The sequence below is a fragment of the Altererythrobacter aquiaggeris genome, assembly GCF_037154015.1.
In the GTDB taxonomy this organism is placed as follows: domain Bacteria; phylum Pseudomonadota; class Alphaproteobacteria; order Sphingomonadales; family Sphingomonadaceae; genus Aestuarierythrobacter; species Aestuarierythrobacter aquiaggeris.
This window is the reverse complement of sequence record NZ_JBANRL010000001.1, coordinates 2,435,631-2,457,459: the sequence shown is the minus strand read 5'-3', so window position 1 is coordinate 2,457,459 and position 21,829 is coordinate 2,435,631. Positions and strand designations below refer to the sequence as shown.

The window sequence follows — 21,829 nt, the reverse complement described above, 5'->3', positions numbered from 1 at the left end:
ACAAGTCAATCCGGCGCAAATTCTGGTAGTGGGTCAGTTTGAAATTGCCTTCTTATAAGGACCGCGTTTTTTCGGTGCAGCTTCCACTTCTGCCTTTTCGATCAGCATGACAATATCGGCAATATCCCAAAGGCGGTCAGTGACGCCCGCTGCCATTGCTGGCGAGACTTTCAGCGTTTTGTGGATACGGACGAAATTGTAATACATCATGTGAAGCGCAACAGCGTGGGCGTGGTTATCAATCTTCTTGCTGAAACCGTTGGTAAGCCGCGTGAAGCGGCGCATGTGCATCCGCATGGTAAGGTTGGCGCGCTCAACATAAGACGTGCTTACAAGGCTTTTGTCGGGACGCCCTTCAATGGCGCGCTTCTTGATACCAGTGCAATCTGCGGGGCTGTAGCGACCCTTGAAGCTATCCGGCGCGTTGCCGTAAATCTTGATTAGCTGCGCATAGTCCACATCGGCACCGAAAGCGCCTTCCACGGCTTCAAGGTAGGACTTGTGACCGTCGCTGGTAAGCTGGACGCGGTTTGCAAGGCGGCTGCGCAGATCATCCATAAACCACATCGCATATTCAGCATCACGACCACCGACCAGATACGAAACGATCATCTTGCTATCAGCGTCAATCGCGGTCCAAGTCCAAGTGTCGCCAGCATTGGTGGGAGCGGCTTTCGCAGTCTTGACGTTCTTTTGCTTGGCGTAAGTGAACGACCAGATTTCATCGACTTCAACGCGCGTTGTTTGCAGGTTGCGGACATTCGTTTCGTGATAAGCTGCACAGACCTTGCCAGCATCAATGAGAAGTTTTGAAACGGTGTTTTTGCTGACGCCTGTAATCCGCACGATTGATCGAATGCTGCTGCCTTCGCAGAGCATATGAAGGATGGTAGCTCGGGCCTTGGTGTCTAGCTTGTTCATGCTGATTTTATAACCGACCCATTCAACTAAGTCAAGCATAACCGTCAGTTTGAATAATAATACTTCGCTAGATATGCTAAGTAGGGTATTGACGTGGGCCAGCACATTATTTAGAGTGATTCAGCATGAAGGTTGGTTACGCAGAAAAACGCCTCAGCAAGATCGCCACGGACGAAGCGTACAAGCTGGGTCTGCCGATTTCGGTAATCAACAGTGCTCGGAAGAAAATAGTCTTGTTGGAGCAAGCGCCCGATGAGAGGACTATTAGAAACTGGAGATCGTTGAATTTCAAGAAATTAAGTGGCGACAGAAACGGTCAGAAATCAATTCGGGTCAATGACCAATACCGTATTATTTTCACGCTGGACAATGATGGAAATCCGCCACTGATAACGATTTTGGAGATCGATGATACGCATTAGATTCGGGGATATATGAGCAACGAAAATTACATGATAGAAGTGCCGCATCCCGGCGAATTTCTCGCAGAGGAACTGGACGCCCGCGATTGGACGCAGCGCGATCTGGCTTATATTTTGGGCGTGCCGGAAGGCAGCGTCAGCATGATTGTCTCGGGCAAGAAGGGCATAAGTCCTGAAATGGCAAAGGCGCTCGGCGATGCCTTTGATGTAAACCCTGAGTTCTTCGCCAATTTGCAGAAGGCGTTTGAAATGTCTCGCGCGACAGCGCCGGACCCAGGTGTCGCGCGTCGCGCGCAATTTCAGAACGTCTATCCCATTCGCGCGATGATTCAGCGAGGCTGGCTGGAAGATACAGATGTGCCGCTTCTCGAAGGACAGCTTATGCGGTTTTTCGGAACGAATAGCGTCAGTAACATTCCGCATTTGCAGCACGCAGCAAAGAAAACCAACTACGACGGGACGACGCCAGAGCAATTGGCTTGGCTTTATCGGGTGAAGCAGATTTGCTCGGAAATGATAACGCCCCGCTATTCCAAGAAAGCCTTGCAAAAGGCTGTCTCTGATGACCTGCCAGCCCTCATGGCTGACCCCGAGGGCGTTCGTCATGTCCCTCGCATTCTCAATGAATGCGGCGTGAGATATGCCATCGTAGAAACACTGCCCAAGGCGAATATTGATGGGGTTTGTTTTTGGGATGGAGCAAAGCCGATGGTTGGTATGACCACGCGCTTTGACCGGATTGATAACTTCTGGTTCGTTCTATTCCACGAGTTGGAGCACGTCTTAAACGAAGACGGGAAGGCTGAAAAATCTATCAATATCGATGTAGATTTGAAGTATGACCAGTCCGCCGATCAGCCGGAAGAAGAGCGAAAAGCCAACCTTGCTGCTGCAAACGCTTGCGTTCCAGCAGCAGCCCTAGAATCTTTCTATCAGCGGAAGGCTCCGTTTATTTCTCAGAGAGATGTGATTGGTTTTGCTCGCAGGATCAATCGCCATCCCGGCATCGTTGTTGGTCAGCTTCAGTGGAAAATGGACCGATACAACTGGCTTGCAAAACATAAAGTAAGTGTCCGTAAATTCATCGCTCAAAGCGCCATCACTGATGGCTGGGGTGTCCCCGCGCCCGTCACAATCTAAGGAAACTGAAATGGCATCTTACAACGAACAACTTCAAAATGTCTGGCATCAGTATGAGAAGGAGCACGGCTTTCTTCCGTCAACTGCGCGCGATGCGGTTGCGTGGGGCGTTGCTCGCCAGATGATCGCACTTCCTGAATTAGACCCTTTCGACGCTGTGGCGAAAGATATGTCGCGTGCATTACGGGAAGAATATGGCACTGACCGCCTTGGACGTCGGTATCGTAAGAACCATGCTGTGCGCGTGAGTAAAGCGGGTGTCCAGCACACCATGTGGGCCATTATGGGTAACGCACCGCTTGAACACATGCGCAAAGCGTTTGTGCAGCGAAGAGAGCAGGTCGTTGGTGATTGTGTTCAACTCGCGACCGATGTTGAAGTTTATAACGATCTGAATCCAGAACAAGAGAAAATTCAGGTGCCGTTTGATTTCACTGATGATGTTGAAGAGCGTTTGCTTCTCGATGATAAGCAAGCTGCTTAGTCTTTCTTCTTCCAACGCGCCTGTGCGGCGATGCTGGCAATCTCTTTACGTTGTTCAGGGGTCAGGGCCTGTGCGCGGGCCTTGCCGCCGCTCTTGCCGCCCTTAGAGGCGCGCGCCTGTGTGGCGGTCATTTCTTCGTCTGACTCTTCACCGGAAGCAATATCAACCATCAGCTTTGCAAGCTGGTTTGCATCGCGTGGGCGCTTGGGCTTTTTGTCTGCCATTCACCCCATATAGCGAGCCTTGCGGGAAATTGCAGGGCTAGATTTCAAACTGACCCACTACCCAAATTCTTGCGGGGATGTCAACCAGCCATGAAAAAGGCCCGGCGGATCGCTCCGCCGGGCCGATTTTTGCGCCGTTTGGCTGGGGTGACCGGCTTAGAAGCCGCCCATTCCGCCCATTCCGCCCATGCCGCCCATATCGGGCATACCGCCGCCGCCGGAATTCTTGTCTTCCGGTGCGTCGGAGATAGCTGCTTCCGTGGTGATCAACAGACCGGCAACCGAAGCTGCGTCCTGCAGAGCAACGCGGACAACCTTGGTCGGGTCGATTACGCCGGCAGCCACGAGATTCTCGTACGTGTCGGTCGCAGCATTGAAGCCCATGGTTTCGTCATTTTCGCGGAGCAGGTTGCCCGAGATAACGGCGCCGTCATGGCCGGCGTTTTCAGCGATCTGGCGAACAGGAGCGACAATTGCGCGGCGCACGATGTCGATACCGCGGGTCTGGTCGTCATTTTCGCCTTTCAGGCCGTCGAGAGCCTTGGTGGCGTAAAGCAGAGCCGTACCGCCGCCAGGGACGATGCCTTCTTCAACCGCTGCTCTGGTTGCGTGCAGCGCATCGTCAACGCGGTCCTTGCGTTCTTTCACTTCGACTTCCGAAGCGCCGCCAACCTTGATCACGGCAACGCCGCCAGCAAGTTTCGCGAGACGTTCCTGCAGCTTTTCCTTGTCGTAATCGCTGCTGGTCGTTTCGACCTGGGCTTTGATTTCATTGACGCGGGCCTTGATATCGTCAGCCGAACCGGCGCCATCGACAATCGTGGTGTTATCCTTGTCGATGGTGACGCGCTTGGCTTCGCCGAGCATACCCAGAGTTACGGTTTCAAGCTTGATGCCGAGGTCTTCGGAAATCATTTCGCCCTTGGTCAGGATCGCAATGTCCTGCAGCATCGCCTTGCGGCGATCACCGAAGCCAGGTGCTTTGACCGCTGCAATTTTCAGGCCGCCGCGCAGTTTGTTCACGACCAGGGTCGCAAGCGCTTCGCCTTCGATGTCTTCGGCGATGATCAGCAGCGGACGTCCGCTCTGAACCACAGCTTCCAGAATCGGCAGCATCGGCTGAAGGTTGGTCAGCTTCTTTTCATGGATGAGAATGTAGGGATTTTCGAGTTCAACCGACATTTTGTCAGGGTTGGTGATGAAGTAAGGCGACAGATAGCCGCGATCGAACTGCATACCTTCGACAACTTCGAGTTCGAATTCGAGACCCTTGGCTTCTTCGACGGTAATGACGCCTTCCTTGCCGACTTTTTCCATGGCTTCAGCGATTTTCTCGCCAACTTCACGGTCGCCGTTGGCCGAAATCACGCCGACTTGCGCAACTTCTTCGCTGCCGGATACGTCCTTCGAACGGCCAACAAGGTTTTCGACAACCTTGGTCACAGCCAGATCGATGCCGCGCTTGAGATCCATCGGGTTCATGCCCGCTGCAACCGACTTCATGCCTTCGCGAACGATGGCCTGGCCCAGAACGGTGGCGGTGGTGGTACCGTCACCCGCGAGGTCGTTGGTCTTCGACGCAACTTCCTTGAGCATTTGCGCGCCCATGTTTTCGAACTTGTCCTTCAGTTCGATTTCCTTGGCGACGGTTACGCCGTCCTTGGTGATGCGCGGTGAGCCGAAGCTCTTGTCGATCACGACATTACGGCCCTTGGGACCGAGCGTGACCTTTACTGCGTTGGCGAGGATGTCCACGCCCTTGAGGATGCCTTCGCGTGCGTCACGCGAGAACTTTACGTCCTTGGCTGCCATGATATTTTCTCCAAATCGTCATCCCGGCGGAGGCCGGGATCGGGTTATTCTAAGTCGAAAGCTGCTGGATTTTCGGCCAGCGATCCCGGCCTTCGCCGGGACAAGGGTTATCTCAGGCTCAGCCCAGGATCCCCATGATGTCGCTTTCTTTCATGATCAGCAGATCTTCACCGTCGAGCTTGATCTCAGTGCCCGACCATTTGCCGAACAGGACCTTGTCGCCAGCTTTGACGTCGAGCGGGGTGATCGTGCCGTCTTCAGCTTTCGCGCCGGAACCGACGGAGACGATTTCGCCTTCGCTGGGCTTTTCCTGGGCGCTGTCGGGAATGATGATACCACCGGCGGTCTTGGAGTCGGCTTCAATCCGACGGACCAGAACGCGGTCGTGCAGGGGGCGAAATGCCATGTGTCTGACCTCTTTATTACTAGAGTGAATAGATATCTGTTGGCACTCACATGAGTAGAGTGCCAGCGGGTGCGAAGTGGGGATGCCAAGCCGCAGAGTCAACGGGTGGGGGACTCTTTTTTCTCTCGCCGGCGTATTATTATCTCTCGCGGCTGGTTGGCTGCGCCAACGCCTCCGAGAGGGCGGCGCATAAGCGCCGGCGGGCGGTCGCCCTATGACTGCCGTGACCAAGGTTTGGCGGGGCTAGGTTAGGCCTAGTTGCTCTCTTCTGGCCCAGCGCCCTGTCAGCAGCACGGCTGCTACCAGCAAGCCGGTCGCTAGGCCGATCCAGACGCCGACGCCCTGCAGCGGCGTATAGAACGCCAGGCCGATAGCGACGGTGAAGCCTGCCGCCCAATAGCTGAGGACCGCGATCACCATCGGTATGCGCGTATCCTGCAATCCGCGTAGATTGCCAGCGGCAACGGCCTGTGCGGCATCTACCAGCTGGAAGATCGCGGCGAGCACCAGAAACTGAACCGCGAAGCCAACCATGGCCGCGTTCTTTGGCGCATCCACATCGACGTAAATCGACAGCACCAGATGCGGCGCGAACCACATGATGGCCGCCGTAACCATGCTGAAGCCGACCGCAATCGCCATCGCCACCCAGCCTGCGCGGCCCATCGCGGCGCGGTCGCCAGCGCCGTAATGATAACCGACACGGATGGTCGAGGCTTGACCGATGCCGAAGGGTATCTGGAATGCCAGCGCGGCCACCTGCAGCGCAATCGTATGACCCGCCAACTCGCTCGGCCCGATGCGTCCCATCAGAAATGCCGCGCCGCTGAACAGGCCGGCCTCGGCAATGATGGTGAACATGATCGGCGCGCCGATGCGGATGATTTCCTGCATCCGGCTCCATTCGGTCCGCCACCAGTTTCCGAAGATGCGGTAGCGGCGGAGCCGCTTGTCCCACGCAATCGCGATGACATAGGCGAACATGATGTACAGCGATGTGACAACGCTCGCCAAAGCGGAGCCTTCAAGGCCTAACGCGGGCATTCCGAGGTTGCCGAATACAAGCACCCAGTTTGCCAGAATACTGATGCCGATGGCCGATGCGATGATCAGCGTGGCGAAGATCGGACGGTCGAGTGTGGAGACGAATATGCGCAGAACGTTCGCGATGATGCTGGGCACCATCGCGAAGATGATGATCGACATGAAGGAGCCGGCCATGGCCGAGATCACCGGATCCTGGCCCGTCGCCAGCATCAGGCGTTCACCGTTCAGGCAGGCGAGCATCCCCAAGATACCAGCAAAAACCGCCAGCCAAAGGCCCATCCGCACACTTCGCCGGACCTCGCGAACGGCATGTTTCTTGCGGCCAAGCTCGGCCGCGATCAGCGGCGCGACCGCTCCTGTCAGGCCCGATAAGCCCCACAGGACCAGTCCGAACAACGCAATCGCAAGACTGGACGCTGCCAGTTCGCTTTCGCCCAGTCGCGCGACGAAAATCACATCGATGGCATGGACCAGCATCTGCAGCAGATTGGCGAGCGCGAGCGGCCAGGCCAGCCGCATGGTAGCGGCCAGCTCTGTTCGCCATGGCCCGCGCGCGGCGGTCGGCTGTAAGGCTTCTGCGTTCGGCATAAAGCCGGCCCGAATAGGCGCGATGGACGCTGCGGCGAAGCGGAACCTTGTGAATGCAGCCAGATTGCTTCAGCCTGCGGCAAGCTTGCCACAGCCAGAGGTGCGGCAAACGGGGATTACATACATGCGAAACTTTGCCACTTTGTCTGCTGCCTTAACGATCGGACTGGCCAGTCCTGCCGCCGCGCAAGAGGCGTTTGTCGGCGTATATGTTCACGAGGTTGCCACGCCTTTCACCTTCGCAGTCAATGAAGGCGGCGCGGATATCCAGGCAGGGTACCGCTTTGCGCCGGTCGCGGATTTAAGCTTTATCGGCAAGCCGCAGCCCTATGTGCTGGCTTCGCTCAACACCGCTGGCGACACCAGCTTTGCCGGCGGCGGGTTAAGCTGGAGGATCAGCGTGGCGGAACGCGTTTATCTTCGCCCGGGTATCGGCCTGATCGTGCATGACGGGCCGGACGAACGCTTCGATCCCGTGTCAGGCAAGCGGACCGACCTCGGCAGCCGGGTGCTGTTCGAACCCGAAATCGCCATCGGCGCGCGGGTTTCGGAGCATGTTTCGGTCGAGGCCAGCTGGGTCCACATCAGCCACGCGCGGCTGTTCAATTCGCAGCAGAACCCCGGGATTGATATTATGGGGCTGAGGGTGAATTTGGCGATGTGATTTAGTGGCCGATATTAGGGTGGTTAGCAGACATTAATTTTCGTGCAGCGAAATGATGTCGTCGCACACTTTTGCGATCCAATCTCTCTTATCTTTTTCCGTGTGCAAATCGACAATCTGCAGCGGCTCAGGTGTCACCAATTCGATACACTCATCGCCACCGCCAAGTGCAAAATGATGCACAATCGGCCACTGACACTTGAGAATTTCGGTTTCATAAGTTTCGAGAAGGTTCGATGTAAACGCACGCTTAATGTAGTTGTGACCAACGTAGAATAACGTGGGCAAGCCGTGATCCATTACCGAATATTCAAATTCATCGACCACAAAGTATGGCAAGCACCAAATGTGACACTGACATACGGGAGATGAATTCCATCAATAACTGACGGGAAATGTTCCCATTGGCTCTCATTGTCAGGAAACAAGACACTTCCTTCTCCGCTTACCGGGCCTAATTATGGCTCATTCAAACAAACTCCGCGATTGGGTCGTTAATTACCCCAAACACAAAAGGGCGGCACCTTGCGGTACCGCCCTCCCATCTGCGGGCGCTTCAAGACACCCACAAAACTTTGGTCAAGATTACCCGGGCGAGCCCAAGCGGTCCGCCGAACTCAATTACTTGAGTTCGACAGTACCGCCGGCTGCTTCGATCTTGCCCTTGATTTCTTCGGCTTCAGCCTTGTTGACGCCTTCTTTGATGGACTTGGGCGCGCTCTCGACGAGGGTTTTGGCTTCGGTCAGGCCGAGACCCGTGATCGCACGGACTTCCTTGATGACCTGGATTTTCTTGCCGCCATCGCCGGTCAGGACAACGTCGAATTCGTCCTTTTCTTCGACTGCTTCGGCAGCTGCGGCCGGGCCGGCAACTGCAACTGCAGCAGCGGCGCTAACGCCCCATGATTCTTCGAGTGCGGTTGCAAGTTCAGCCGCTTCGAGAACGGTAAGTTTTGAAAGTTCTTCTACAAGCTTGGCGATATCGGCCATGTTGTTTTACTCCAATTAAAAGACTGTGCGGGGAAGAATTTCCCCGACGATAAGGGTGTGTTCGTGTATGCTTTAAACCGCTTATGCCGCTTCTTTGGCGCCGTAGGCACCGAAGACACGGGCAAGCTTTGCAGCGGGTGCGTTGACCACCTGGGCGACCTTGGTCGCCGGGGCGTTCATCAGACCCACAAGCTTGCCGCGAAGCTCGTCGAGGCTTGGCAGCGAGGCAAGTGCCTTGATCCCAGCGACGTCGAGTATCTGCCCGCCCATTGCGCCGCCGACGATTTCGAGCTTGTCGTTCGTCTTGGCGAATTCCACGGCAGCTTTGGCAGCAGCAACCGGATCGGTCGATGTGGCCAGCGCTGTCGGACCGGTAAGCAAATCGCTCAGTCCGGCGTAATCCGTGTCTTTCAGGGCGAGGTTGGCGAGGCGGTTCTTGGCAACCTTGTAGCTGCCGCCGGCTTCACGCATTTTCGAGCGCAGTTCGGTGGACTGGGCCACCGTCAGGCCGAGATTGCGGGTCACAACGACCACGCCGCTCTCTTTGAAAGTTGCGTTAAGTTCAGCGACCGCGTCAGATTTTTGCGAACGATCCATGCCGTACTCCTTCACTATGGCCGCATGACGAAATTGCCGTGCGACCGGCTAACGTATGTCCATGCCGAATAAACGACACGGGCGAGTCCGTTGATGGGGAAGGAGGTGCGCAGTCCTGTCGGAGCGGCGCGATTGCAGTGGCGCGGGGCCGACTGCGAAAACTCTGATCCCCGCCTAGGCTGGAAATTAAGAAGGCCAGATTGCCTTCACCAACTGTCTCGGACGGATGTTCGCTGAACCCGTCAGCCCAGCGAACGAGCGGGCAATTGGTGCACCGCAAAACAAAAGTCAAGGACAGAATGCCTGACAGACCGGTGCAGCACCAAAGAAAAAGGCCCGCCGTTTCCGGCGAGCCCAATTCGATTCAATCTAGTTCACAAGGCGATGAACGCCGGTGATGGATTACATGCCGTCAGCGGCATCTTCCATGTCGTCACCTTTTTCTTCCATGGCTTCGTTACCGGTAGCCTCACCGGCTTCTTCCATGGCTTCGCCCTTTTCGCCCATGGCATCATCCATGGCTTCGCCTTTTTCTTCCATCGGACCGTCGGTGAGAACACCGTCAGTGCCCATCGCTTCGTCCATTTCTTCGCCAGCTTCTTCATTCGGGCCATTACAAGCTGTAATTGCGAATGCGAGTGGAAGTGCGAGCAGTGCAAATTTTTTCATCGGGTATTCTCCTGTTAATCGTCGTATCAATAATCCGGAAGATCGGCGGTTCCGAAAAACCGGTTTTGCTGTCTTCCAGACAGGCGTCTCAGGTTAAATTTCGTCGGCGGTGTTTTCCAGCTTCTCGGCTTCGGCGTCGAGCTCGGCGGCTTCACCTACATTACCGGCGTCTTCAGCGATATCGGCCTGGGCGTCAAGCACATCAGACTGTTCGTCCATGACTTCAGCCTTGGCTTCGGTCACGTCATCTTTCTCTTCGCCCAGCTCTTCTGCGGGGCTATCACAAGCGACCGCCATCATAGCGAGCGGCAAGACAGCAAAAGCAAAACGTTTCATGTAGATAATCCCTCTCAATTAATCAGAGCCATCGTAAATAGAGCGACTCGGCGATAGTCAACGCTTATCGGTGAAAAATATTTCCCCGCCAAGCTGCCGTTACGGTATTCCGGTGGCAACAGGCAGCCAGTTTATAGCGGTGTCCCGGCTCTGCCTATCCCCGAAATCCGGATTTCCCCCGCCAAGGTTTACCCGGCCGTCGCCATGACGACCATTGCGAACGCAGCGCCCGGCAGGTCCCCTGAAGCGATGCCGGGCCGGCTTCAATCCGGTTCGAAGCCGAGAAGATCCCCCGGCTGACAGCCAAGTTCGCGGCAGATCGCCTCCAGCGTGGAGAAACGCATCGCCTTGGCCTTGCCGGTTTTCAAAATCGACAGATTGGCAAGCGTGAGCCCGACGCGTTCGGCAAGTTCGGTCAATGTCATACGGCGTTCGTGAAGCAGATCGTCCAGCTTTACGGTAATGGCCATCAGACTGTTCCTTCGAGATCGTCGCGCATCGATGTGCCGTGGCGAAAAACGCGGGCGAGGATGAACAGTGTCAGAATCAGGGTAAGTCCGCCAAAATCCATGCTGACTTCGGCGGTGCCGGTATGTTCGCCCAGTTTCTTTGCAAGGTAGATCCCGAAGCCGCCGATCGGCAAGGCGAGCAGATTGATGGCGAGCATCAGCCATGCCATCGCGGTCAGACGGTCGGCGTTGGCGGGCACAAACGGATCGCCGTCGCTTACGCTGGTCACGATATCGAGCATATGTTTCATGAACCGCCAGCCCAGATACAGCACCCCGGTAACGGCAAGCAGCAGCAATGCGACCTGCCAGCCCATGCTGCGCGGAATGTCCGGATCCTGGATGTCGGCCAGCAGACCAGCATTGTAGAGCAGCATCGCCGCTGCGCCCAGCGTTACGAAGAACGCGGCAAAGGCAATCACTCCAAGTATGAAATAGAGGATGATCCTGGCGGCCGCGAGAAGCGGGTCCTTGGCAAATGTGGTCATGTCGTGGTTCCTCGTTAAAGTCAGGCGAGCGATGCAAATACGGTTATGGCCGCGCTGGATTGCGCAGTCGGGATGAACAGCGCCGCTGTAACTAATGCCGCGACGAATAATGCCGAAACAACCGCGAGCGCGTGATCGAAAATGTGAATCATTATTGTTCTCCGATAATTCTGATATTGATAAACAATAATTAATTCTCATGCGTTGTCAAACGGATTTATCGAAAAACGATATAACATTGATTGATAAACAGAAAATGTCCCACTCGTGTTCGCTGACGTTGCGCTCGGCAGCCGCGCCGACCCCGGCAGGGCGCTTGCGGAAGTCATCGCAGCGTTTGACTCATGCGCGGCTGTTTCCTATATGGTCTTTCATAGCTCGCACGCTTCGAGCAAGCCGGATCCATTCGCGGGGATCTGACTGGGAAGGAAGCGGCGGGACATTCTGACGACGCGGCAGGCTGCGGGCCACATCTCCCCGATGGAGGGAGCGTGTGCCATGCGGCCTTCTTTGCGTCTGACAGAATCGCATCCGCAATTCGAAAATTTTCAAGCCGGTGTGCAAATTCCGGCCTATCAGAGAAGAGGCATATCTCCTCCATGGCAACCAAGTCCGAAGCGCCGAACACCCCGGCGGCGAACACCCCGGTGACGAAAACAAAAGCAGCCAAGCGCGCGAAAGCGGCCAACTATGGCTCCGCGAAAAAGCGTATCCGCAAGATTTTCGGCGATATCCACGAAGTGGTGGAAATGCCCAATCTGATCGAAGTCCAGCGTGAGAGCTACGAACAGTTCCTCCGCTCCGACAAGGCGGCGGGTTATGTTTCCGGCCTCGAGAAGACGCTTCGCTCGGTATTCCCGGTTCGTGATTTCGCCGGCTCGGCAGAACTCGATTTCGTGCATTATGAACTCGAAGATCCGAAATACGACATTCAGGAATGCAAGCAGCGCGGCATTACCTATGCAGCGCCGATGAAGGTTACGCTGCGTCTGATCGTATTCGAAGTCGATCAGGACACCGAAACCCGTTCGGTCCTCGATATCAAGGAGCAGGATGTTTACATGGGCGATATGCCGCTCATGACGCATAACGGCACCTTCGTTATCAATGGTACTGAGCGTGTTATCGTTTCGCAGATGCACCGTTCGCCTGGCGTATTGTTCGATCATGACCGCGGCAAAACCCACAGCTCGGGCAAACTTCTGTTTGCTGCGCGCGTTATTCCTTACCGCGGTTCGTGGCTCGATTTCGAATTTGACGCGAAAGACATCGTCAACGTCCGTATCGACCGCAAGCGCAAGATGCCGGTTACCGCGCTGCTATATGCGCTTGGCCTCGACAGCGAAGGCATCCTCAGCGAGTTTTACGACACGGTCGTCTGGGAACGTGTTTCGGGCAAGAAAGGCGCCAGTGATCTTGGGGGCTGGAAGCTGCCTTATGTGCCGGAAACATGGCGCGGCCAGAAGCCGTCATTTGCGCTCGTTGACGCCAAAACCGGTGAAGAAATCTTTGCCGCCAACCAGAAGATTACGCCGCGCGGCGCAAACAAGGCTGCCAAGGATGGCCTCAAGGATCTGCTGATCCCGACCGAGGAAATCATCGGCCGCTATTCCGCGCTTGACGTCATCGACGAGAAAACCGGGCGGATCTACATCGAAGCCGGTGAAGAAGTGACCGCCGAAAACATCGAAGTGCTGGAAACGGCCGGTCTCGACCGGCTGCAGCTGCTCGATATTGACGAGGTCAACACCGGCCCGTGGATTCGCAACACTCTGGCGGTCGACAAGGCCGAAAACCGCGACGAGGGCCTCGAGGCGATCTACAAGGTCATGCGTCCCGGCGAACCACCGACGAAGGAAACGGCAGAAGCCTTGTTCGAAGGCCTGTTCTTCGACGGCGACCGTTATGACCTGTCGGCAGTCGGCCGCGTAAAGCTGAACATGCGTCTAGAACTCGACGCCGAAGACACCGTAACCACCCTGCGCAAGGAAGACATCCTTGCCGTGGTCAAGGAACTTGTCGGTCTGAAGGACGGCAAGGGCGACGTCGATGATATCGACAACCTTGGAAACCGCCGCGTGCGTTCGGTGGGCGAGCTGCTGGAAAACCAGTACCGCGTCGGCCTGCTGAGAATGGAGCGCGCGGTTAAGGAGCGGATGAGCTCGGTCGATGTATCGACTGTCATGCCCAACGATCTGATCAATGCGAAACCGGCGGTTGCCGCGGTTCGCGAATTCTTCGGGTCGAGCCAGCTGTCGCAGTTCATGGACCAGACCAACCCTCTGTCCGAAGTGACGCACAAGCGCCGTGTTTCGGCTCTCGGCCCCGGCGGTCTGACGCGGGAACGCGCCGGCTTCGAAGTCCGCGACGTTCATCCGACGCATTATGGCCGCATCTGCCCGATCGAAACGCCCGAAGGTCCGAACATCGGTCTGATCAACTCGCTGGCATCGTTCAGCCGGGTCAACAAATACGGCTTCATCGAAACGCCTTACCGGATGGTCAAGGACGGGAAAGTTTCGGGCGATGTGAAATATCTGTCCGCGATGGAAGAACAGAAGCACACCGTTGCCCAGGCATCGGCTGAACTGACCGAAAAGGGTTTCTTCGTCGAAGATCTCGTTTCCGCACGTGAAAACGGCGAATTCGTGATGACGCAGAACGAAAACGTCACGCTGATGGACGTCTCGCCCAAGCAGCTTGTCTCGGTTGCCGCTTCGCTTATTCCATTCCTGGAAAACGATGACGCCAACCGCGCATTGATGGGTTCGAACATGCAGCGTCAGGCTGTGCCTCTGGTAAAAGCCGAAGCACCGTTTGTCGGAACAGGTATGGAAGAAACCGTGGCCCGCGATTCGGGTGCGGCAATTTCAGCGCAGCGCGGCGGCGTAGTCGATCAGGTTGACGCGACCCGCATCGTGATCCGCGCATCGGGTGAAGTCGAAGCCGGACGGTCCGGTGTCGATATCTACACGCTGCAGAAATTCCAGCGTTCGAACCAGAACACCTGCATCAACCAGCGACCTCTTTGCAAAGTGGGCGACATCGTCGAACAGGGCGACATTCTGGCTGACGGTCCTTCGACCGATCTGGGCGAACTGGCACTGGGCCGTAACAGCCTCGTCGCCTTTATGCCGTGGAATGGCTACAATTACGAAGATTCGATCCTGATCAGCGAACGCATCGTGAAAGACGATGTGTTCACCTCGATCCATATCGACGAATTCGAAGTGATGGCCCGCGATACGAAACTTGGCCCCGAAGACATCACCCGCGACATTCCCAACGTTGGCGAGGAAGCGCTGCGCAACCTCGACGAAGCGGGTATCGTCTATATCGGTGCCGAAGTGCATCCGGGCGATATTCTGGCCGGCAAGATCACGCCAAAGGGCGAAAGCCCGATGACACCGGAAGAAAAGCTGCTTCGCGCGATCTTCGGCGAGAAGGCTTCGGACGTGCGCGATACCTCGCTGCGTTTGCCGCCGGGCGTTGCCGGAACCGTGGTCGAAGTCCGCGTTTTCAACCGCCATGGTATCGAAATCGATGACCGTACGCGGGCGATCCAGAACGAGGAAATCGAACGGCTGCGCAAGGATAGCCAGGACGAACGCACTATCCTGAACCGTGCGACCTACAACCGGCTGGCTGATATGCTGCCCGGCCAGACAGTTTCGGCTGCGCCCAAGGGCGTGAAGAAAGGCGTCAAAATCGATGCCGATCTGCTCGACAGTGTCGAAAAGCACGAATGGTTCAAGTTTGCGGTCGCCGATGACAATATGCAGACGCAGCTGGAAGCTGTGAAGTTCCAGTATGACGAAGCAGTCAAGATCATCGAAGACAAGTTCGACGACCGTAAGGAAAAACTGGAGCGCGGCGACGAGCTTGCTCCGGGCGTATTGAAGATGGTGAAGGTCTTCGTCGCGGTGAAGCGCAAGCTGCAACCGGGCGACAAGATGGCCGGCCGTCACGGCAACAAGGGTGTGATTTCACGCATCCTGCCAGCCGAAGATATGCCGTTCCTTGAAGACGGTACGCCGGTCGATATCGTGCTGAACCCGCTCGGCGTGCCTAGCCGCATGAATGTGGGCCAGATTTTCGAAACGCACCTTGGTATGGCTGCCCGCGGTCTTGGCCAGCAGGTTACCGCTGCGCTGGAAGAATGGCGCGCAGCCAACCCCGACCCCGAAGCGGCCAAACCGCCGCAGGTCGTGGTTGACAAGCTGAAGGAAATCTACGGCGAGCAATATCATGCAGAACTGGACGCACGTTCGCCCAGCGATGTCATCGAACTGGCGGGTAATCTGACCAACGGTGTTCCGATGGGCACGCCGGTGTTCGATGGCGCGCGCGAAGCCGACGTTACCGAAATGCTGATCCAGGCCGGATTGCCGGGCAGCGGACAGGTCACTCTGTTCGATGGCCGCACGGGCGATACCTTCGACCGTCAGGTTACTGTCGGTTACATCTACATGCTGAAACTGCATCACCTTGTCGATGACAAGATCCACGCGCGGTCCATCGGCCCGTACTCGCTTGTTACCCAGCAGCCACTTGGCGGTAAGGCGCAGTTCGGTGGACAGCGCTTCGGCGAGATGGAGGTCTGGGCACTCCAGGCCTACGGCGCCGCTTACACGCTGCAGGAAATGCTGACTGTGAAGTCCGATGATGTCGTCGGCCGGACCAAGGTTTACGAATCCATCGTCAAGGGTGACGACACATTCGAAGCCGGCATTCCGGAAAGCTTCAACGTGCTGGTGAAGGAAATGCGCAGCCTCGGCCTCAACGTCGAATTGTCCTCGCTTGATGATGGCGAAGATGATGACGGTCTCGCGATAGCTGCGGAATGAAGGGGCCGGCGGCCAAAACCGCCGCCCCGCCTTCCACCTGATATTTTCACCCCCCAAGGGATGACAAAATGAACGACCTGACAAAATTCACGAACCAGCTCGCAAAGCCGGAAACATTCGACCAGATCCAGATCGGTATCGCCTCGCCGGAGCGCATCCGTTCGTGGTCCTTCGGCGAAATCAAGAAGCCGGAAACCATCAACTACCGGACGTTCAAGCCCGAGCGTGACGGCCTGTTCTGTGCCCGCATCTTCGGTCCGGTAAAGGATTACGAATGCCTGTGCGGCAAGTACAAGCGGATGAAATACAAGGGCGTCGTGTGCGAGAAGTGCGGCGTAGAAGTCACCGTGACCAAGGTCCGCCGCGAGCGGATGGGCCACATCGAACTGGCTGCGCCGGTTGCGCATATCTGGTTCCTGAAATCGCTGCCTTCGCGCATCGGCCTGTTGCTGGACATGCAACTGAAGCAGCTCGAGCGCGTGCTGTATTTCGAAAGCTACATCGTCACCGAGCCGGGTCTTACTCCGATGGAGAAGTTCCAGCTGCTGACCGAGGACGAGCTCCTCGAAGCGCAGGACGAATATGGCGAAGACGCCTTTACGGCCGACATCGGTGCCTCTGCGGTCAAGACCATGCTGATGGATCTCGATCTGGAGCAGGAACGCGACGATCTGATGGAAGATCTTCGCACCACCAAGTCCAAGCTGAAGCCGGCCAAGATTATCAAGCGTCTGAAAGTCGTCGAAAGTTTCATCGATTCGGGCAACAAGCCTGAATGGATGATCCTTGAAGTCGTCCCGGTCATCCCGCCTGAACTGCGCCCGCTGGTGCCGCTGGATGGCGGCCGTTTCGCGACCTCCGATCTCAACGATCTCTATCGCCGCGTGATCAACCGGAACAACCGGTTGAAGCGGCTGATCGAATTGCGCGCGCCCGACATCATCGTGCGTAACGAAAAGCGGATGCTGCAGGAAGCGGTTGACGCATTGTTCGACAACGGCCGCCGCGGCCGGATCATCACCGGAGCGAACAAGCGTCCGCTGAAATCGCTGTCCGATATGCTCAAGGGCAAGCAGGGCCGCTTCCGCCAGAACCTTTTGGGTAAGCGCGTCGATTATTCCGGTCGCTCGGTCATCGTGACCGGGCCGGAACTGAAATTGCACCAGTGCGGTCTGCCGAAGAAAATGGCGCTCGAACTGTTCAAGCCGTTCATCTACGCCCGTCTGGATGCGAAGGGTCTTTCGATGACCCTGAAACAGGCCAAGAAATGGGTCGAGAAAGAACGCAAGGAAGTCTGGGATATCCTGGACGAAGTGATCCGCGAGCATCCGGTTCTTTTGAACCGTGCGCCCACGCTTCACCGGCTTGGCATTCAGGCGTTCGAACCTGTGCTGATCGAGGGTAAGGCGATCCAGCTTCACCCGCTGGTCTGCTCGGCCTTCAATGCCGACTTCGACGGTGACCAGATGGCCGTCCACGTGCCGCTTTCGCTGGAAGCCCAGCTCGAAGCGCGCGTGCTGATGATGTCCACCAACAACATCCTGTCGCCTGCCAATGGCAAGCCGATCATCGTTCCCTCGCAGGACATGGTACTGGGTCTCTATTACCTGACGATGGAAAGCGAAGGCGAACCTGGCGAAGGCATGATCCTGGCCGATATGGCCGAGGTTCACCAGGCGATCGAAGTGGGTGCGGTAACGTACCACTCCAAAATCGTCAGCCGCGTCCCGCAAACGGACGAAAAGGGCAAAACCTTTATGCAGCGCGTGAACACCACGCCGGGCCGGATGCTGCTGGGCGAATGTCTTCCGCAGTCGCACACCGTGCCGTTCGAGACCATCAACCGCCTTCTGACCAAGAAGGAAATCGGTGACGTGATCGATCAGGTTTACCGTCACACCGGCCAGAAAGACACGGTTCTGTTCGCCGATGCGATCATGACGCTTGGCTTCAAGCACGCGTTCAAGGCGGGCATTTCGTTCGGCAAGGACGATATGATCATTCCTGACAGCAAGGACGGGATGATCGTCGAGGCCAAGAAGCTGGTCGCTGACTACGAACAGCAATATCAGGACGGTCTGATCACCCAGCAGGAAAAATACAACAAGGTGATCGACGCCTGGAGCCGTACCGGTGACCAGGTTGCCGACGCCATGATGGAAGAAATCAAGGCCCGTCCCAAGGACAAGGACGGCCGCGAGGCGCAGATCAACTCGATCTACATGATGTCTCATTCCGGTGCGCGTGGTTCGCCCGCCCAGATGAAGCAGCTGGCCGGTATGCGCGGTCTGATGGCCAAGCCTTCGGGCGAGATTATCGAAACACCGATCATCTCGAACTTCAAGGAAGGTCTGACCGTTCTTGAATACTTCAACTCCACCCACGGTGCGCGCAAGGGTCTTGCGGATACGGCGTTGAAGACTGCAAACTCGGGCTACCTCACCCGCCGTCTCGTCGACGTGTCGCAGGACTGCGTCATTGTCGAAGAAGACTGCAAGACCAAGAACGCGCTGACCATGCGTGCGATCGTTCAGGGCGGCAGCGTGATTGCCTCGCTTGGCGAGCGTATTCTTGGGCGCACGACCGCCGAAGATCTGGTTGACGTGAAAACCGACAAGGTTCTGGTAAAGTCCGGCACGCTGGTGGACGAAGCGATGGTGGTGGAAGTCGAAGCTGCCGAAGTGCAGTCTGCGAAAATCCGCTCGCCACTCGTTTGTGAAGCCGATCAGGGCGTTTGCGCGACTTGCTATGGCCGTGATCTTGCCCGCGGTACGCCGGTTAACATCGGTGAAGCTGTCGGCGTTATCGCTGCCCAGTCCATCGGTGAACCAGGCACCCAGCTGACGATGCGGACGTTCCACATCGGCGGCGCGGCGCAGGTAAACGAAACCAGCCATCTGGAATCGATCAGCGACGGTACGGTCGAATATCGCGACATGCCGACGATTCAGGACAAGCAGGATCGCCGCCTGTCGCTCGCACGCTCGGGCGAGATGGTGGTGATCGATAACGAAGGACGCGAACGCGCCATTCACCGCGTACCATACGGCACAGTGCTGCTGTTCGCGCATGGTGCCAAGGTCAAGGAAGGCGACCGTCTGGCAGAATGGGATCCGTTCTCCCTGCCGATCATCACCGAAACTTCGGGCGTGGTGAAGTATCAGGATCTGATCGATACAAAAACCATGGAAGAGCGCGTGGATGACGCAACGGGTATTGCCCAGCGTGTGGTGACGGAAAACCGTTCGGTTGGCCGTGCGAAGAAAGAAGACCTTCGTCCGCGCCTGACACTGCTTGGCGAAGGCCAGAGCGTTGATGACGATGAAACCGAAGCGCAGCGGTATATGCTCGCCCCGGGGACGACATTGTCGGTTGAAGATGGCCAGCAGGTTATGGCGGGTGACATTCTTGCCCGTGCATCACGCGAAGCCGCGAAAACGCGCGACATTACCGGTGGTTTGCCGCGCGTTGCCGAACTGTTCGAAGCTCGCATCCCCAAGGACAGTGCGGTTATTGCCAAGATTTCCGGCAAGATCGAATTCGTTCGTGAATACAAGGCCAAACGCAAGATCGCGATTGTTCCCGAGGAGGGCGAACGCGTCGAGTATCTGATCGCGAAGACCAAGGTCATCGACGTTCAGGAAGGCGATTTCGTGAAGAAGGGCGACAATCTGATTTCAGGTTCGCCCGATCCGCACGACATCCTCGAAGTGCTCGGCATCGAGCCGCTGGCTGAATATCTGGTTGCGGAAATCCAGGAAGTGTACCGTCTGCAAGGCGTGAAAATCAACGACAAGCACATCGAGACGATCGTTCGTCAGATGCTGCAAAAGGTTGAAATCACCAATGGCGGCGACACGACATTGCTGGCCGGCGAACAGGTAGACCGCGAAGAAATGAACGAAGTCAACGCGAAGCTGGAACGCCGTCAGAAGAAGGCTGAAGGCAAGCCGATCCTGCTCGGGATCACCAAGGCTAGCCTGCAGACCCGCAGCTTCATCTCGGCCGCTTCCTTCCAGGAAACGACCCGTGTGCTGACGCAGGCATCGGTCGAAGGCAAGAAGGATACGCTGGTCGGCCTGAAGGAAAACGTGATTGTTGGCCGGCTTATCCCGGCAGGTACCGGCGCGGCGATGAACCGTGTCCGCGTTACCGCCAACAGCCGCGATGCTTCGCTTCGTGCCCAGTACAGGAAAATGCAGGAAGCATTGATTGCCGCTGACAGTGCCGAAGAACAACGCAAGGCCGAACTCGCGCAAGGCGAAGAAGCCGCAACCGGCGATGCGACTTTCGCGTCAATGGAAGGCGATGCGACCGGCACCAATGCGGATGCCGGCGACTACCTGACCGAAGAAGCGCAGAAGGGCGGAGACGCCGCTTCGAGCGAACCGGTACAGGAAGCGCCAGAAGCCGAATAAGCGGTTTCGCGACTGAGCAATCAAGACCCCGCCGGAGCGATCCGGCGGGGTCTTTTGTTAGCAAAACCGCAAGCGATCCCCTAGGACGGGAAAAAATCCGATTGAACTGGTGAAAGACGAGCAACGATGACTTCGACACCTGACGGGGCCACCAATACCGAACGCGCAGGCTTTCTGGTGTTTCTTCTGCTTGTCACAATCATCCTCGTAATGGTCATCTGGCCATTCGTCTCCGCGCTTTTGTGGGCCATGCTGGCGGCGATCATGTTTCAGCCTCTTTATCAGCGGATTCTTGCGAAATGGCCGCGCTATCCAGGCCGCGCGGCACTGGGAACGCTGGTGATTATTGTCATTGCTGTGGTTGTGCCCGCAATCATCATCGGTAGCGCCGTCGTCCGCCAGTCGATCGAACTCTATTCTTCCATGAGCCAGGGCGATCTGGACTTGCCGGGCCTGTTCAGCAGTTTTCACAACGCTTTGCCCGCGCGGCTTCAGCAGATGCTTGATAATTCCGAATATGCGGAATTCAGCGCGGTGCAGGACGGCGTGTTGCAATTTGCCAGAGAAAGCATCGGCATCATCGCGCAGCAAGCGGTATCTATCGGCGGAAGCGCATTTTCCTTCGTCCTGTCGCTGGGGATCGGAATGTATGTCGTGTATTTCCTGCTTCGCGACGGGGCGGCGATCGGATCGGGCGTCAGGGATGCGATGCCTTTGCCGCGCGATGTTGCCCGGCGGCTGAGTGACAAGTTCACTCAGATTATCCGCGCCACGATCAAAGGATCGGTCGTCGTCGGATTGGTGCAGGGCGCGCTGGGTGCGGCGACTTTCTGGGTCGTCGGCGTGCCATCGGCTGTTCTATTCGGGGTGCTGATGGCGATCTTTTCGTTACTCCCGGCGCTTGGCCCCGCGATAGTGTGGCTGCCGGTGGCGTTATACCTGCTGGTGACCGGTGCCGTCTGGCAGGCGGTTGTCGTCGTGATATCCGGCGCCGCGCTGATCGGTATGGCTGACAATATCCTGCGGCCCATCCTCGTCGGCCGCGATACGGGGATCCCCGACTGGTTGATCCTTGTCACGACGCTTGGCGGGATTGTGTCGCTGGGCCTCAGCGGAATTATTCTGGGCCCGCTGGCAGCAGGGCTGTTTCTTGCCGGATGGTCTATCTATACCCAGCAACGCGATGATCCGGCCTGATAGCCGGAATCAACGCGGCTTTGCTATTCTCGCCAACCTTCCCTAACAGCAGCGATCTTAAACCAATCTA

The 21,829-nt window shown here is 56.8% G+C and carries 20 protein-coding genes; 7 read left to right on the top strand and 13 right to left on the bottom strand.

The window, feature by feature from the left end:
• Window positions 1–33: 33 nt before the first annotated feature.
• Window positions 34–921 (bottom strand): IS1 family transposase, encoded by an 888-nt coding sequence (locus WFP06_RS12135; RefSeq protein WP_336987694.1) that lies wholly within the window; start codon window positions 919–921, stop codon window positions 34–36.
• A 125-nt stretch (window positions 922–1,046) separates the two neighbouring features.
• Here WFP06_RS12135 and WFP06_RS12130 point away from each other — a divergent pair, with 125 nt between their 5' ends.
• Genes WFP06_RS12130 through WFP06_RS12120 form a run of 3 tightly spaced genes read left to right on the top strand, consistent with a single transcriptional unit; the run spans window position 1,047 to window position 2,967 of the window.
• Window positions 1,047–1,343 carry a type II toxin-antitoxin system RelE/ParE family toxin gene (locus WFP06_RS12130; protein ID WP_336987421.1) on the top strand — a complete coding sequence of 99 codons (297 nt, stop codon included), beginning with the start codon at window positions 1,047–1,049 and terminating at the stop codon, window positions 1,341–1,343.
• A 12-nt stretch (window positions 1,344–1,355) separates the two neighbouring features.
• A complete protein-coding gene (locus WFP06_RS12125; protein ID WP_336987420.1) occupies window positions 1,356–2,483 on the top strand; it encodes a HigA family addiction module antitoxin in 1,128 nt (375 codons plus the stop codon).
• Window positions 2,484–2,493: 10 nt separating this feature from the next.
• Window positions 2,494–2,967 carry a hypothetical protein gene (locus WFP06_RS12120; protein WP_336987419.1) on the top strand — a complete coding sequence of 158 codons (474 nt, stop codon included), beginning with the start codon at window positions 2,494–2,496 and terminating at the stop codon, window positions 2,965–2,967.
• On the opposite strand, the gene WFP06_RS12115 is transcribed toward WFP06_RS12120, so the two are convergent.
• From WFP06_RS12115 to WFP06_RS12100, 4 genes are all read right to left on the bottom strand, one after another.
• Entirely contained in the window at window positions 2,964–3,191 is a 228-nt protein-coding gene (locus tag WFP06_RS12115; RefSeq protein WP_336987418.1) for a hypothetical protein, read from the bottom strand. The genes WFP06_RS12120 and WFP06_RS12115 overlap by 4 nt on opposite strands.
• A gap of 156 nt (window positions 3,192–3,347) precedes the next feature.
• Window positions 3,348–5,003, bottom strand: a complete 1,656-nt coding sequence (gene groL / locus WFP06_RS12110; RefSeq protein WP_336987417.1) for a chaperonin GroEL — start codon at window positions 5,001–5,003, stop codon at window positions 3,348–3,350.
• Between the two features lie 118 nt (window positions 5,004–5,121).
• Window positions 5,122–5,409: a co-chaperone GroES gene (locus WFP06_RS12105; protein ID WP_336987416.1), complete on the bottom strand. Its 288-nt coding sequence runs from the start codon at window positions 5,407–5,409 to the stop codon at window positions 5,122–5,124.
• Window positions 5,410–5,652: 243 nt separating this feature from the next.
• Window positions 5,653–7,044 (bottom strand): MATE family efflux transporter, encoded by a 1,392-nt coding sequence (locus WFP06_RS12100; RefSeq protein ID WP_336987415.1) that lies wholly within the window; start codon window positions 7,042–7,044, stop codon window positions 5,653–5,655.
• Window positions 7,045–7,168: 124 nt separating this feature from the next.
• Here WFP06_RS12100 and WFP06_RS12095 point away from each other — a divergent pair, with 124 nt between their 5' ends.
• Window positions 7,169–7,708, top strand: coding sequence for an acyloxyacyl hydrolase (locus WFP06_RS12095; protein ID WP_336987414.1), 540 nt, complete (start codon window positions 7,169–7,171; stop codon window positions 7,706–7,708).
• Window positions 7,709–7,741: 33 nt separating this feature from the next.
• On the opposite strand, the gene WFP06_RS12090 is transcribed toward WFP06_RS12095, so the two are convergent.
• From WFP06_RS12090 to WFP06_RS12055, 8 genes are all read right to left on the bottom strand, one after another.
• A complete protein-coding gene (locus tag WFP06_RS12090) occupies window positions 7,742–8,035 on the bottom strand; it encodes a hypothetical protein (RefSeq protein WP_336987413.1) in 294 nt (97 codons plus the stop codon).
• Between the two features lie 294 nt (window positions 8,036–8,329).
• Window positions 8,330–8,698, bottom strand: a complete 369-nt coding sequence (gene rplL, locus WFP06_RS12085) for a 50S ribosomal protein L7/L12 (RefSeq protein ID WP_336987412.1) — start codon at window positions 8,696–8,698, stop codon at window positions 8,330–8,332.
• Window positions 8,699–8,779: 81 nt separating this feature from the next.
• Window positions 8,780–9,295 carry a 50S ribosomal protein L10 gene (rplJ, locus tag WFP06_RS12080; protein WP_336987411.1) on the bottom strand — a complete coding sequence of 172 codons (516 nt, stop codon included), beginning with the start codon at window positions 9,293–9,295 and terminating at the stop codon, window positions 8,780–8,782.
• Between the two features lie 402 nt (window positions 9,296–9,697).
• Window positions 9,698–9,964 (bottom strand): hypothetical protein, encoded by a 267-nt coding sequence (locus WFP06_RS12075; RefSeq protein ID WP_336987410.1) that lies wholly within the window; start codon window positions 9,962–9,964, stop codon window positions 9,698–9,700.
• 93 nt (window positions 9,965–10,057) lie between these two features.
• Window positions 10,058–10,300 (bottom strand): hypothetical protein, encoded by a 243-nt coding sequence (locus tag WFP06_RS12070; protein ID WP_336987409.1) that lies wholly within the window; start codon window positions 10,298–10,300, stop codon window positions 10,058–10,060.
• 263 nt (window positions 10,301–10,563) lie between these two features.
• The gene (locus WFP06_RS12065; protein WP_336987408.1) at window positions 10,564–10,770 is read right to left on the bottom strand and encodes a helix-turn-helix domain-containing protein; all 207 of its coding nucleotides are present in this window, start codon (window positions 10,768–10,770) and stop codon (window positions 10,564–10,566) included.
• Window positions 10,770–11,297, bottom strand: coding sequence for a DUF2975 domain-containing protein (locus WFP06_RS12060; protein ID WP_336987407.1), 528 nt, complete (start codon window positions 11,295–11,297; stop codon window positions 10,770–10,772). Before WFP06_RS12060 ends, WFP06_RS12065 begins: the two co-directional genes overlap by 1 nt.
• Before the next feature lie 20 nt (window positions 11,298–11,317).
• Window positions 11,318–11,449, bottom strand: coding sequence for a hypothetical protein (locus WFP06_RS12055; protein ID WP_336987406.1), 132 nt, complete (start codon window positions 11,447–11,449; stop codon window positions 11,318–11,320).
• A gap of 447 nt (window positions 11,450–11,896) precedes the next feature.
• Between WFP06_RS12055 and rpoB the strand changes: the two genes are divergently transcribed.
• From rpoB to WFP06_RS12040, 3 genes are all read left to right on the top strand, one after another.
• Window positions 11,897–16,144 (top strand): DNA-directed RNA polymerase subunit beta, encoded by a 4,248-nt coding sequence (gene rpoB / locus WFP06_RS12050; protein WP_336987405.1) that lies wholly within the window; start codon window positions 11,897–11,899, stop codon window positions 16,142–16,144.
• Between the two features lie 68 nt (window positions 16,145–16,212).
• Window positions 16,213–20,562, top strand: a complete 4,350-nt coding sequence (gene rpoC, locus WFP06_RS12045) for a DNA-directed RNA polymerase subunit beta' (protein ID WP_336987404.1) — start codon at window positions 16,213–16,215, stop codon at window positions 20,560–20,562.
• Window positions 20,563–20,688: 126 nt separating this feature from the next.
• Window positions 20,689–21,759, top strand: a complete 1,071-nt coding sequence (locus tag WFP06_RS12040; protein ID WP_336987403.1) for an AI-2E family transporter — start codon at window positions 20,689–20,691, stop codon at window positions 21,757–21,759.
• The last annotated feature ends 70 nt before the right edge of the window (window positions 21,760–21,829 follow it).